Annotated in this window: 8 protein-coding genes; 5 read left to right on the top strand and 3 right to left on the bottom strand. The window is 47.9% G+C overall.

Going from position 1 to position 14,009, the window contains the following annotated elements; translation table 11 throughout:
- Positions 1-88: 88 nt before the first annotated feature.
- Positions 89-742 (bottom strand): metallophosphoesterase, encoded by a 654-nt coding sequence (locus tag SGRA_RS06725; protein ID WP_015691872.1) that lies wholly within the window; start codon positions 740-742, stop codon positions 89-91.
- 105 nt (positions 743-847) lie between these two features.
- On the opposite strand from SGRA_RS06725, the gene SGRA_RS06720 reads away from it, so the two are divergent.
- The 5 genes from SGRA_RS06720 to lysS all read left to right on the top strand — a co-directional run bounded on the left by SGRA_RS06720 (position 848) and on the right by lysS (position 10,644).
- Positions 848-1,855, top strand: a complete 1,008-nt coding sequence (locus SGRA_RS06720; RefSeq protein ID WP_015691871.1) for a glucosaminidase domain-containing protein — start codon at positions 848-850, stop codon at positions 1,853-1,855.
- 122 nt (positions 1,856-1,977) lie between these two features.
- Positions 1,978-3,597, top strand: a complete 1,620-nt coding sequence (locus tag SGRA_RS06715) for a TIGR00366 family protein (protein WP_015691870.1) — start codon at positions 1,978-1,980, stop codon at positions 3,595-3,597.
- Between the two features lie 702 nt (positions 3,598-4,299).
- Positions 4,300-7,671, top strand: coding sequence for an isoleucine--tRNA ligase (ileS, locus tag SGRA_RS06710; protein WP_015691868.1), 3,372 nt, complete (start codon positions 4,300-4,302; stop codon positions 7,669-7,671).
- A gap of 38 nt (positions 7,672-7,709) precedes the next feature.
- Positions 7,710-8,666: a methylenetetrahydrofolate reductase [NAD(P)H] gene (metF, locus tag SGRA_RS06705; RefSeq protein ID WP_015691867.1), complete on the top strand. Its 957-nt coding sequence runs from the start codon at positions 7,710-7,712 to the stop codon at positions 8,664-8,666.
- A gap of 340 nt (positions 8,667-9,006) precedes the next feature.
- Positions 9,007-10,644: a lysine--tRNA ligase gene (lysS, locus tag SGRA_RS06700; protein WP_015691865.1), complete on the top strand. Its 1,638-nt coding sequence runs from the start codon at positions 9,007-9,009 to the stop codon at positions 10,642-10,644.
- Positions 10,645-10,720: 76 nt separating this feature from the next.
- On the opposite strand, the gene SGRA_RS06695 is transcribed toward lysS, so the two are convergent.
- Positions 10,721-12,418, bottom strand: coding sequence for a tetratricopeptide repeat protein (locus SGRA_RS06695; RefSeq protein WP_041329530.1), 1,698 nt, complete (start codon positions 12,416-12,418; stop codon positions 10,721-10,723).
- 199 nt (positions 12,419-12,617) lie between these two features.
- Positions 12,618-13,991, bottom strand: a complete 1,374-nt coding sequence (locus tag SGRA_RS06690; RefSeq protein WP_015691863.1) for a hypothetical protein — start codon at positions 13,989-13,991, stop codon at positions 12,618-12,620.
- Positions 13,992-14,009 lie beyond the last annotated feature (18 nt).

The raw sequence follows: 14,009 nt of genomic DNA, 5'->3' as shown, positions 1-14,009 counted from the left end.
TACAGCCCCTCAGCCTGCGGCCCTCCGGGCCTGCAAAACCGCAAAATAGGACCAAAAAGGCCCGCTAGTAGAAACTAGCGGGCCTTTGCTATGCCAAATCTCTAGGATCAGTAGCTACCGAAATGAACTCCAATATATTTCCCGCTTCATCTACCCGAGCCGCCGATAAGAGATTGCCCAAAGAAGCTCCCGTATCCAAATTGCAATAGCCTTCTTTTGGTCGATAAAGCACGGCTTTCTGGGGCGTATGTCCCAAAAACTGCAATTTCCCTAAGGGTTTTAATGGACCACGATGCCACAAAATGCCCTGCGGATGCATGGGGTCCCAAGCATGGGGCCCATAACCCAAGCCCGCATGAGATAGAAAAGAAAACTCCTCCTCATAGTAAGTGGGCCGTTGGGCCAACCAAGCTACATCGGCCATAAAGTCGAGCCCCTCTGCCGCATATTGAGCCTCAATGGCATCAAAAAAGGCCTCGGCCCAATGCTGGCTGGCCCGCCCAGCTAAATACTGCTGCCCCAATTGCTGCTCATGATTGCCTCTTAACACTAAGGCACCTAACTGCTCCATTTTTTTGGCCCATTGGACCACCTCCAAGCTGTGCTTCCCCTTACTAATCAAGTCGCCGAGCAAACAAAGCTGCTCCTGACTTGCATCCCATTGTTTTAAAAGTTCCAACAAACTGTAGTAACATCCGTGGATGTCTCCAATGATAAATTTTGATTTTGGCCTATTTTGCATTTTTGTTTTAATTTTTGGGCGGTTTTAGTTGAAATTACAAACAAAAAGTTTTACTTTTGAAGAGTTGAAACAATCTGATTTGCAGCATCCATAAAATCGCCCAGTATGAAAGACCGCTTTACCATCATCTACCCACTCTCTTATAAGAAGAAAATGCAAGCCGAAAATATTGAACCGACGGTAGATAAAGATAAGAGCTTGCAGCTCCAACAAAATAAAAAAACGTCTTGGTCTTTCTGGATGAAGGAGCGTTATCGCGCTTTTCGTTTGTGGATGGCGCCAGCCGCTTGGGCCGCTCGCATTCGCCGACCCTATTTTTTGTTTCACCCTAAAGGCCGTTGGGGAACTGCTGCTGTTGTGGCTATTGCTTCAGGCATTTATTTTTGGCCCCAAATTTCTGCCTTGCCGCAGCAGTTGGCCCAAAATCAAGCGGTAGAAAATACAGCAAAATTGAGTGGAGAACCTTTGGTTAAGGCCCAAAAAGCCAGCTTTGTCAGTAGCGAATTGCCCAAAACAACGCAAGCCGCAGCTCCTTTGGCTATGGCTCAAGAAGAAAAAGAAGAGCAGCCTGCCACTGCAGAAGAAAATAAGGAATTGAGTTCGGAAAATCTTCCGCAAATTCCAGAAATTCAACCTACAGTTAAAAAGCCCGTTTCTGTCGAAATCTCTGACGAAAAGCTGCAAAAACAGCTCGATTTTATGAATCGCCTGCGCCCTTTGGCCGAAAATGAAGCCAGCAAAACTAAAATTCCTGCTGCTTTGCTTTTGGGCCTAGCTATTATGCAATCTGATTTTGGCCAAACAGCGGTGGCCAAAGCTGGAAATAATCCTTTTCACCTTCTTCTCGAAAATAATAGTTTGCTCGCTCATGAGGGCTGCACCGGAGAAGGCATTTTCCATGGCCAACGCTATGCTCGCTATCGTAGTCTTTGGGCGGGATTTAAGGCCCATAGCCTTTATTTGCAAAGTCTAGAAGCGCCCAAGGAAAATAGTTGTAGCGCTTGGGCCAAAGCATTGGAGGAGCAGGGCTATTTCCAAAAAGACCAAAATGCCCAAAAGTTGATCGATTTGATTAAAGGCTTGGAGCTAGAAAAACCACTGATGAATAGCTAAAATTTTGTGTTCCATTTCCGTATTTGAAAAACTTCCGTGTATTTTCAAGGGTGTTGACCAATCTTGGTCAGCGCCCTTTTTTTATTTTTTCATTGGAGTTTTTGCTTTAAGACAATTTGCTTATGTCGCTTTCTGCTCGCTTTATTGCTTTGGTCCAAAAAGTATTGCCCAACCCTTTGGCGCTGGCTATTTTGTTGACCTTATTTACATATGTTTTGGCGCTTTTTCTGACCGCTTCTCCCAAGCCATTTTTAGAAGTTTTGGACCAAAATGGCCAATCTTTGGTCCAAGTCAATCTTGAGCAGCAAACAACAGCTTCTTTTCAACAGGCTGGCCAAGAGCTAGACCTGCAATGGACCAATAATAGCTTGTCGATTAAAAATAAAGTAGGGGAGTTGGTCTGGAGAGGCAAACTCCAAATCAAGACAAATAACCCACTGAATACTTCCATTAAGCTGCCCAAAAAGCAAGGGCTAGAGCTGCGCCAAAAGGCCCAAGGAACGCCTTATTTTTTGGCCCTTTGGACCTATTGGCAAGGCGGATTTTTTAAGTTTTTGGCCTTTTCGATGCAAATGATGCTCATTTTGGTTCTGGGCCATGTGGCGGCTCTTAGCCGCCCTGCCAATTGGTTGTTGGAGCGTTTTACGGGCTTGGCGGGACATTCGGGCTGGGCTGTTTTTGCCGTGGCCCTAAGTAGTATGCTTCTAGGGTTGTTTAATTGGGGCTTTGCGCTTATCTTTTCTGCGGTATTGGTCCGAAAACTTGGGGAGGCGGCTGCCCAAAAGGGCCAGAAAGTTCATTATCCCTTATTGGGCGCCGCCGCCTATTCTTGTATGATGATTTTTCATGCGGGCCTCTCGGGCTCGGCCCCACTCAAAATTGCAGAGGAGGGTCATGAAATGGCGGAACAAATGGGCGTTATTCCTATTGGTCAAACGCTTTTATCTTCGCTCAATCTTTGGGTTTTAGGCTTGAGCTTGGCGATTATTCCTGCCGTTTTGGGCCTTTTGGGCCATTTTATGCGCCCGCCTGCCGTTCAATTGCCACAAAAACCTTTAGCCGATAGGGGAGCGGAGACTAAGCTAGAAGGGGCGGCCCGCTTAGACCAATGGCAACCTTTAGCCTGGGGCTTGGGGGCTTTGATGCTATTTTTGGCCCTTTATCAGGCGCTTATTTTGCCCATTTGGGTCCAAAAAACAGGTTTTGATTGGCAGTTTCGTTTTTTCAATCCTAACTTCCTCATTTTTGTCCTTTTCGGTATGGCTTTTTTTCTACACGGCCGCCTGAGCCAATTTCAGCAGGCGGTGGGCCAGGCTATAGGCGGCAGCAGCGGCATCCTCATTCAGTTTCCTTTTTATGCAGGCATTATGGGCATTATGTTCAGTTCTGGCTTGGTCGATTATTTTTCGGCGACTTTTGTGCAATACGCCAGTCCCCAAAGTTTTCCCTTTTTTACGCTTTGTTCGGCAGCGCTGGTCAATTTTTTTGTGCCTAGCGGGGGCGGGCAGTGGTTGGTCCAAGGTCCTATTCTCATAGAAAGTGCTCAGCAATTGGATGTGCCTTTGTACAAGGCGGTTTTGGCCCTTTGTTATGGCGATCAGTGGAGTAATATGTTGCAGCCATTTTGGGCTTTGCCTCTTTTGGGCATCACGGGCCTAAAAGCGCAAAATTTGTTGCCCTACACCTTTTTGCTTTTCCTTTTAGGCGGGTTAATCTTTGGGGCTTGTTTGTTTTGGGGCTAAATATTTGGGGCCCGCGGCCAGCAAAGCTGGCCGCCGCTAAATTCATGAGGGTTTTAACCCTCATTTATAAATTATCGCAAAGCGATACTATTGTTGCGGTGGGTTTCAACCCGCCGAAAAAAGGTCTTCCACAGCGCTGGGCAGCTCCCTTTAAAGCGGTATTCGTCGCTGCGCTCCTCATTCGTTAATATGTCCCCGCCCACCCTCCCCTCTACGGGATTCCTTAGGGAATCCCTTCGGGGAGTTTGGGCCAATTCAAAAAAAATAAAAAAAATCGATTTTCAGTGAACTAAATAGGGGCCTTCCTTGTTGGGGAGTTCGTGAATCAAATTTTACCGATGAAATATCCAGGGCAAAATATTATTAAGCAAAAGAAAATTCCTAAGCAGCAATCTGTTTGAGGAGGACTTTGCTATGCCCTCGGAAAAGCTCTGACAGATATTAAATTTGTCAGAGCTTTTCTTATTTTTGCAGGAATTTAAAGCCTTGCCAATCATTTTTTTCTGCCTTTTGCCAAGGGCTACTTAGGCGGTGCAGCCGCCTTGGCCTAGCGATGTGTAGGGGTGGCCGTAGGCCAGACCGAGCAGGCAAAGCCTGCGAAGGGCCGAGCGAATAGCGAGCCCCGAAGCGTAGCGCCGCAAGCGTAGCGCAGCGGAGGCCCCAAAAAAATAAGCAAGCAATAAAAAATTAAAATAAAAAACTGTGGCATCTTACAAGCTATATGAGCAGTTGAATCTGGCTGCCATTGACCAAGATATCCTAAACTATTGGGCCGAAAAGCAGATCTTCGAGCGCTCTGTATCAGAGCGAGAAGGCGCCGAAAACTTCGTTTTCTATGAAGGCCCCCCCTCTGCCAATGGCCGTCCGGGTATTCACCACGTATTGGCCCGCTCCGTAAAAGATAGCTTTTGCCGCTATCAGAGCATGAAGGGCAAAATGGTCCGCCGTAAAGCGGGCTGGGATACGCATGGACTCCCTATTGAATTGGCCGTAGAGAAGAAACTGGGCATTACCAAAGAAGATATTGGCCAAAAAATCTCTATTGAAGAGTACAATCAGGCTTGTAAGGAAACCGTCATGGAGTTTAAGGACCTTTGGGACAAACTGACGGTGAAAATGGGCTATTGGGTAGACCTCGATAAGCCTTATGTCACCTATGAGCCCAAATATATGGAGACCGTTTGGTGGCTGCTCGCTCGTCTATATAACAAAGGACTTTTGTACAAAGGCCTAACGGTTCAGCCTTATTCGCCTGCAGCGGGTACGGGCTTGAGCTCGCATGAGCTCAATCAGCCAGGTTGTTACAAAGATGTTTCGGACAATACGGTAGTGGCCATGTTTAAGGTCCAAAAATCAGAACAATCTGCCTTCCTTTTTGATGATGAAGATGAAGATGTTCGCTTTTTGGCTTGGACCACCACGCCTTGGACCCTGCCCTCTAATACAGCTTTGACTGTTGGTCCAAAAATCGAATATGTCAAAATCAAAACAACTTCGCCTTATACCGAACTGCCCGTTAGTGTGGTTTTGGCCAAAGCGCTAGTGAAAAAATGGATGGGCGGCAAAAAACAACCGCAAATCATTCAAAGCTCTGAGCCCTTTACAGGCAAGGACCTAGCAGGCATCCGCTATGAGCAGTTGCTCAATTATGGCAACCCCATCGAGCCCTTGCAAGGCCAAACCGATGCCTTCCGCATCATCTTGGGCCAATTTGTAACTACCGAAGACGGTACGGGTATCGTACATACGGCCCCCTCTTTTGGTGCAGATGACCGCATGGCCGCTCAAAAAGCGGGAATCGGTGCATTGACTTTGGTGGATAAGCAAGGTCGCTTTAAGGAAAATGTAGGTCCTTTTTCTGGACGCTATGTGAAGGATTATGAAAACCTAGGCAAGGAGTTCCGCTCTGTAGATGTGGATATTGTCATCCACCTCAAAACGGAAAACCTAGCCTTCAATGCGCAAAAGTATTCGCATAATTATCCCCATTGCTGGAGAACCGATAAGCCCATCCTTTACTATCCGCTAGATTCTTGGTTTATCCAAGCTTCTGCTGTAAAAGAACGGATGTATGAGCTCAATAAAACTATCAATTGGAAGCCCGCCTCTACTGGAGAAGGCCGTTTTGGCGGTTGGTTAGAGAATCTACAAGATTGGAACCTCTCTCGCTCTCGCTTCTGGGGAATCCCCCTACCCATCTGGCGAACCAAAGATGGCAGCGAAGAGCGCTGTATTGGCAGCCTAGAGGAATTGATGGCCGCTATCGAGCAATCTATGGCCGCTGGCCTTATGCAAAGCAATCCTTATGAGGGTTTTGTACCCAATGATTTTTCTGAGGAGAACTATGCTAAGGTAGATCTTCACAAACATATCGTGGATCAGATTGTCCTTTGCGCAAGCAATGGCGAACCCATGTATCGCGAAGCCGACCTAATTGATGTTTGGTTTGATAGCGGCTCTATGCCCTATGCCCAACAACACTATCCTTTTGAGAATAAAGAACTGATCGATAACGCCATTCAGGGCAAAGAAGGCGCTCGCGCTTTCCCTGCCGACTTTATCGCAGAAGGAGTGGACCAAACCAGAGGGTGGTTCTATACCTTGCATGCTATCGCCACTATGGCTTTTGATCAAGTTGCCTATAAAAATGTAGTTTCTAACGGCTTGGTGCTAGACAAAAACGGTAAGAAGATGTCTAAGCGCCTCGGCAATGCCGTAGAGCCTTTTGAAACGATTAACAAATACGGAGCAGATGCCACACGCTGGTATATGCTGACCAATGCACAACCTTGGGATAACCTCAAGTTTGATGTAGAAGGCCTAGATGAGGTGCGCCGAAAACTATTTGGCACCCTCTACAATACCTATATCTTCTTTGCTACCTATGCCAATATCGATGAATTTGATGGCCAAAGTATCAAGGAGTTTGACTTCAAAGGAGAGCTAGAGCTAGCCAAACGTCCAGAAATTGACCGCTGGATCATCTCTAAACTCAATAGCTTGGTCAAAGAAGTAGATGAGGATATGAGCGATTATGAGCCCACTAATGCGGGCCGTAAAATCGCCAACTTTGTCGATGCTCAACTCTCTAACTGGTATGTCCGCCTTTGCCGCCGCCGTTTCTGGAAAGGCGAGCAAAATGAGGACAAACTAGCCGCTTACCAAACGCTTTATACGGTTCTGGAAACCCTAAGCCGCTTGATGGCACCTATCGCTCCATTCTTTAGCGATTTTTTATACCTTAACCTACAAGCAGGCCAAGAGGGCGCAGGCAAAGATTCTGTACATCTAGCCGATTTCCCTGCCGCTAACTTATCGGCTATCGTTCCCGAACTAGAGCAGCGCATGGATTATGCACAGCGCATTTCTTCTATGGTGCATGCACTTCGCCGCCTACACAAAATCCGTGTACGCCAACCCCTACAACGTATCCTCTTGCCTATCCTAGATGAAGGTTTTGAGGCCCAAGTAGAGGCCGTTAAGGATTTGATCCTCTCTGAGGTGAATGTGAAGGCCATCGAATATGTTCGAGATAGCTCTGGTATCTTGAAGAAAGGGGTAAAACCCAACTTTAAGGTCCTTGGAAAACGCCTAGGCAAGCAAATGAAGGCCGCCAAAATGGCTATCGAAGCCATGACACAGGCCGATATCCAAAGCCTAGAAAAAGAAGGGCAGTTTATGATTGACTTAGAGGGAACGGCCACCCCCATCCACCTAGAAGAAGTGCAAATCACTTCGGAGGATATCGAGGGCTGGTTGGTCACTTCTGATAACGAAATCGTAGTCGCTCTAGACGAAAGCATTAGCGAGGAGCTAAAGGCCGAAGGAATGGCCCGCGAACTCGTTAATCGTATCCAAAACCTTCGCAAAGACCAACAACTAGAGGTCACCGATCGCATTCAACTGAAACTGGAAAAACAGCCGGCTATCCAAGCGGCTATCGACCAGTTTGCGGATTATATTAGCCGCGAAGTTTTGGCCCAATCACTAGAAGTAGTAGAGGGCCTAAATGAAGGGGCAGAAATCGAATTATACGAAAACCTGGCCTTGCACATTTGGCTAGATAAAGCCTAAACCGCAGGCCCCAATGCTCATTAGAGCCCACGAACAGTATGAAAGTAAGCGAACACTTCCGCCAAGCGGAGGGCCAAAGCCTGATTTCTTTCGAAATCCTTCCCCCTCTGAAAGGAGGGGGCATCCAAGGAATTTTTGACACCTTGGACCCACTGATGGAGTTTAAACCTCCTTTTATTGATGTAACTTATCACCGTGAGGAGTTTATCTACAAAAGACGCCCCAGCGGCTATTATGAGAAAACCGCTATCCGCAAACGCCCCGGCACCGTGGGCATTTGTGCGGCCATCATGAACCGCTATGGCGTAGATGCTGTCCCACACCTGATTTGTGGTGGCTTTACCGCCGATGAGACCGAAAATGCCCTGATTGACCTCATGTTTTTAGGGGTCGATAATGTGCTGGTCCTCCGTGGTGACCCCCGCAAGTTTGAAACTAAGTTTATGCCCGAAGAAGGCGGTCATGCCTATGCCCTAGACCTGGTCAAACAGGTCCAAAATATGAATGAAGGCCACTATCTCGATAGTACCCTCATGGATGCGCAGGCCTCTTCTTTCTGCATTGGCGTAGCGGGTTATCCCGAAAAACATTTTGAGGCCCCAAATCTCGATATGGACCTGCATTTCCTGAAACAAAAGGTAGAAGCTGGAGCCGATTATATCGTCACCCAAATGTTTTTTGATAACCAAAAGTACTTTGATTTTGTCGATAAATGTCGGGCCGCAGGCATTGATGTGCCTATTGTACCCGGCCTAAAACCCATTACCAAAAAGTATCAGCTGAGCGCTATCCCTCGGCATTTCTTTATTGATTTGCCCGATGATTTAGCCAAAGCGATGATGGCCGCCAAAGATGCCGAAGCTCGTCGCCAAGTAGGCATAGAGTGGTGCGTCATGCAGTCTAAAGAACTCAAAGCCGCAGGCGTTCCCTGCCTGCACTATTATACCATGGGCGATGTCGATACCATTAAATCGATTGCCGAACATGTTGTATAATGATTTGGGGCTTGCCCGCCCAAAGGGCGGGCCGCTCCCTGCCGGGCTCGCAAGTCTGCTCGGCCCTGCGCCGCCTTTGGCGGCTGGGTCTAGCCCTGCGGGCTCCCCTCTAGGCAGCTAAGCCAAGGCGCTTCGCGCCTTTCTGGACCAAAAAAGGCCGCCGCAGGCGGCCGCTCGGCCTAGCGATGTGGAGCAGTGGCCGAAGGCCAGACCAAGGAGCGAAGCGACGAAGGGCCGAGCGAAAAGCGAGCTGCGTAACGTAGCGCCTGCCGTAGGCAGGAGGCCCCAAAACAAGAAGAATTGTACATTGATTGAATTTTTATAAAACGTAAGCAGTAAAATGGCTTTAACGGAACAAGCTAGCCAAGCCTGGCTAGAAGAGCTCGACCAATTGCTGGAGGCTGGCCAATTAGGCGGCCGCAAGCTCAATGAAATGGAGCGACAGCGCATCACCAATTTGAGAAAAATGGTGGAACTCAAGATTAACCCTTATCCCGCCGAGGCCTTTGAGGTCAGCCACCTGGCCAAAGAGGTAAGCGAAAACTTTAGCGAGGAAAAGGCCGAGGACTTTAAAAAGGTCCGCCTAAGCGGCCGCCTAATGTCTAAACGGGTAATGGGAAAGGCTAGCTTTGCCGAACTCCAAGACAGCAGCGGACGTATTCAGTTTTATATTAGCCGCGACGAAGTTTGCCCTGAAGACAATAAAGATCTCTATAATAAGGTCTTTAAAAAATTGCTCGATATTGGCGATTATGTGGGCATTGAGGGCTATGCTTTTTATACCAAAACGGGTACCCTTTCTATTCATGTAGAAGAGTTTACCTTTTTGGGCAAGGCCATCCGCAACCTGCCTATCGTAAAAACGGATAATGAAGGCAATGTACATGATGCTTTTACCGATGCCGAACAGCGCTATCGGATGCGTTATGTGGACCTTACCGTTAATCCACAATACAAAGAGATTTTCTTGACCCGCTCTAAGGTGGTTCGTGAAATGCGCCATTTCTTTGATGCTCAAGGCTGGTTGGAAGTAGAAACGCCCATTTTGCAAGCTGTGCATGGTGGTGCCGCCGCTCGTCCTTTTGAGACGCATCACAATACCTTGGATGAGGATCTCTATTTGCGTATTGCCAATGAACTTTATCTCAAGCGCCTCATTGTGGCTGGCTTTGATGGAGTTTATGAAATCGGCAAAATGTTCCGCAATGAAGGGATGGACCGGACCCACAACCCCGAGTTTACCTCTATGGAGATTTATGTGGCCTATAAGGACTACATTTGGATGATGCAGATGGTGGAGCAACTCTTTGAGAAAATCTGCCTTGCTGTTCATGGTAGCAGCAGCATTAAGATCCGTAAGCAGCATGGCAAAGAATTTACTACACATGAAGTAAATTTTGCTGGACCATTTGAGAAGCTCAGCATTTATGATGCAATTGAGAAGCATAGTGGCCATAACCTACGCAATATGAGCGAAACGGAAATCTTTGCCCTTTGTAAGGAACTACATATTGATGTAGATGCCAGCATGGGCCGCGCTAAACTCATTGATGAGGTCTTTGGCGAAACCACCGAGCCCCATCTTATTCAGCCTACCTTCATCACCGATTATCCAATCGAGATGACCCCTTTGGCCAAAAAACACCGCAGTGAAGAGGGACTCGTCGAGCGCTTCGAGCTCTTTGTCATGGGCAAAGAAATTGCCAATGCCTACACCGAGTTGAATGATCCTATCGATCAGCGCCGCCGCTTTGAGGACCAACTTCGCCTAGCCGAAAGAGGAGACGAAGAAGCCATGGCCATGGATGAGGACTTCCTCCGTGCCCTAGAATACGGTATGCCTCCTTGTTCTGGTTTGGGTATTGGTATCGACCGCCTAGTGATGTTGATGACCGACCAAACCTCTATTCAAGAAGTGCTCTTCTTCCCACAAATGCGTGCGATCAAGAAGAAAACAGAAGGACAAGAAGAAGCTTAGTTCATTTAAGCTCTTGCATAAGAAAGGCCCCGCTCCAAATTTGGAGTGGGGCCTTTTTGGTCCTTATTGTGTCAGGCTATAAATACTTTTTCCAGGCGGCATATTTTGCGCCCAGATAATCAAAGTCGCTAGCTTTGCAAAAGCGCTTAAAGACCTTCATATCACTACTTTTGGGCTTCGTTGAAAGCTGAAAATGCACTTCTTCGGCTCCAGCTTTTTGCCATTCTACAGAAAGGCGGCCAGGGCCTCTTTCTCTAAGCAAGAAGATCAAATTGGGTGAGCCATCCAAGGGGTAAAGCTCCATCAATAAGCGGCCTTTTTCTTCTTCCAAAATGCGGTAATTGGCCCGAATTGCTCGCTCTTCCATGGGGTTGAGCAAGAGTACACCCTCTGCAGAAAGCAAGAGGCTAATATCGGCCAAGCGCTCTTTGAGCATATTTTGCACATCAGCGGGTAGTTTGGGGTCCAAACGGTTTTGCTTGGGATCAAAACGGCCCAATTGGCCAAAATGAGCCGCCAAAAAGGGCGATTTTGCATTTTCTGCCGCCCAAGCTGCTCGCTGGGCCAAAAGTGCGGCCTCCAATGCTTTGAGCTCGGCCTCAAAATGCGTTTGCAAATAATCTTTGGCCTTGCGACTTTTGGCCTTTTGGGCCGCTTGCAATTGGGCAAAAGCCGCTTTTGCATCTCCCATCAAGTGCAGGCATTTGCCTAGGGCAAAAGCGGCTTCTCGAGCGTAGAGCGGTTCTTGCAAAAGGGCTTCAAAGATGGCTTTGGCTGGAGCATAGTCTCCAGCTTCCAGCAAATAAAGTCCCCGCTTAAACTTCCATTCTAAAGCAGGCATGCCCGTACTCAAGGCAATCACTTTCTCCAAAGCAGCTGCGGCTTGTCCAAACTCATCTTGAGCGGCAAATAAGAGCGACTTCTGGATGTAAATTTCCTCATCTTCAGGCTGTTCCTGCTCCATTTTCTGATAAATGTTCAGGGCCTCGGCATATTGGCCTTGGGCCTGTAAACAGATCGCCAACAAGCCTTTGAGCGCATACTGTTCCTGAGCGGGAGCCATGGCCAAAGCCTTTCTGAAGGCCTTTTCGGCCTGACTATATTGTTCTTCGGCTAAAAGGTAATTGGCCAAACCCACCCAATAGGGTAGGGGCTGCGCCGCCGCCTGAATCAAAGCTTTATAAGTAAGGCTAATTTCCTTAAAAGAAGGGGCTGCCTGCATCATTAAAGCATTGAGCTTAAGCGTAAGCGCGCCCTCATCAGCTGATTTCTCCAACAAGCGCTCAATTAGCTCCAAAGCTTCTTCCAATTGGGCCATATTGAGCAAGGTCTTGGCCTTGAGGCGCAAGAAATCGGGCTCTTCCAAAGCAGAAGGCTCCGCCTGATTCAAATACTCAATGGCACGCTCTACATTTTGGGCCTCAAACAACTGATAATGGGCTAAACCTAAAAGCGCCCGCCAATTTTTGGGCTCCAAAGCAAGGGCTTTATCATATAAAATCCTTGCGGCCGCCGCCTGTCCCTGAACATCCTTATAGCTGGCCATGCGCAGCAAATAACTGGCTTTTTCGGGGGCCAACTCAATGGCTTTGGCCAAGGCAATTTCCGCATTTTGGTACTGCTCGGCCAAAAAGAGGGCTTCGGCCAAACAATAATAACCCAAATCTACGGCAGGTTCTGCAATAATGGCCGCTCTGGCCAACTCATTCAATTCATCAGGCTTTCCACTTTGCCGCGCTTCGGCTAAAGCTTGCAGCAGTTCTGGCATTGACATATCTCCGTTTTCTTCTGTTGATAATTTATTTTTTGGGGCCTCCGCTGCGGCCTGCGGCCTTGCGGCGCTACGTTGCGCAGCTCGCTGTTCGCTCGGCCCTGCAGCGCTAAAGCGCTTTGGTCTGGCCCTGCGGGCCACTGCTGCACATCGCTAGGCCGATAGGCTGGGGAAAGCCCCAGCCTAAAGACAAAGCAATAGGCTAGTTATTCCATGGCAGGTATTGCTCAAACTTCTGGATCATGGGCGCGACATCCTTGCCGGGCTCAATCTTAAAGTCGCCTTTGGGGCCATGTGTAAAGCTGAGGCTTTGCATAGAGAAGCTCGTTTCATAGCCAGGCACCTGCAATTGGAGCAGCTCGTATTTGCCCAATTTATGCGTAAAGAAAGCATCAATGGGGTCGAGATAACCAAAAGACCAAGAGGCGGCGCCATTCCATAGACTGACGATATAGCCCGGAATCTCTACTTTGAGTAGCATATCATGCTGGGTCGTTACAGTGGTGGGATAAAGTTTTCCTACTAGACTCTTATCCTTTAGGCCCAAAGTCACCTTAGCATCTGCTTGGCAGTCGAGCTGTCCACTTACATTTGCTTTGGCATGCCCCTCTACTTTTTTCTTAATGACCGGAATAGTAAAGCCGCAATCTAGCTCTAGGTCGCCTTGGGCCCAGGCAGAGCTGCTCAGTTGGCTATTGATTTCTACCTCAGAGCCAGTAAAACGGCCCGAAAGGGTTCCCGATAGGCGAATATCCATAGACATGCCCATAGACAGACGGCCCCATTTTTGGCGAGGCGGTGTATGCTGCAGATGCAAAAACTCCTTGCTAATGCCCTGATTGAGGAAGCTGTTGATGAATTGGTCCAAAAGGGCTTTGGCGGCTAATTCGGCTAGGCGTTTGAGCTCGGCCTTTCCTCTTTCCAAAAACTCATCGAGGCTGCTTACGCCATCAAAAATATCAGAGGCTTCTTTGACCAAATCGCTTAGGCCAGCCTTTTCAATTTCTTCTTTGAATACATCAGCGCTAACGCCCAAGATTTCTCCTAGGTCGGTTTTGCCATCTTCCAAAACAGCTTTGGCGGCCTCGGCAATACTCTTAATCTTATCATTGCCCGAATGCTCGCCAATGGCGTCTAGGCCTTCAGCAATAAGCTCATCTTTATCAATTTTGCCATCTTCTAAGATGTCGCCAGCTCGTTCAGAGAGCTCGTCGAGCAGTTCGTTATCGGTATTATTGGCTACTGTTTCTAGGCCTTCGCGGACCAATTCTTCGGTATCAACTTTACCATCAGCAGTAACTTGACTAACTGATTCGGCAACTTGGCGGACCTTTTCGTTGCCACTATTCTTAGCGATTTCGCTACCAATTTGGAGCAGGTCAGTTACATCAACGCCTTCTCGCTCAATTTTATCGGCCTTTTCTAGGATAAGGTCTAGGCGGCCCAATAAATCGGCTGCTTTCTTTTTTGATTTTGGTTGTTCTGTTTGCGCTTTGCGCTGGCCCAATTCATTCTGGACCGATTCGAGGACCTTGCGGCCTTCTTGGACTTTAGACAAAAAATCTCCGAAACCCATAATTTTTTAGTTTAAAAG

Source organism: Saprospira grandis str. Lewin, assembly GCF_000250635.1.
Lineage (GTDB): Bacteria > Bacteroidota > Bacteroidia > Chitinophagales > Saprospiraceae > Saprospira > Saprospira grandis.
The sequence above is the reverse complement of the archived record's forward strand: the minus strand, read 5'-3'. Positions and strand labels throughout refer to the sequence as shown.

Coding starts and splice junctions, on each gene's coding strand:
- SGRA_RS06715 (WP_015691870.1), top strand. CDS start 1,978: ATGTCGCTTTCTGCTCGCTTTATTGCTTTGGTCCAAAAAGTATTGCCC.
- SGRA_RS06690 (WP_015691863.1), bottom strand. CDS start 13,991: ATGGGTTTCGGAGATTTTTTGTCTAAAGTCCAAGAAGGCCGCAAGGTC.
- SGRA_RS06725 (WP_015691872.1), bottom strand. CDS start 742: ATGCAAAATAGGCCAAAATCAAAATTTATCATTGGAGACATCCACGGA.
- SGRA_RS06720 (WP_015691871.1), top strand. CDS start 848: ATGAAAGACCGCTTTACCATCATCTACCCACTCTCTTATAAGAAGAAA.
- metF (WP_015691867.1), top strand. CDS start 7,710: ATGAAAGTAAGCGAACACTTCCGCCAAGCGGAGGGCCAAAGCCTGATT.
- SGRA_RS06695 (WP_041329530.1), bottom strand. CDS start 12,418: ATGTCAATGCCAGAACTGCTGCAAGCTTTAGCCGAAGCGCGGCAAAGT.
- lysS (WP_015691865.1), top strand. CDS start 9,007: ATGGCTTTAACGGAACAAGCTAGCCAAGCCTGGCTAGAAGAGCTCGAC.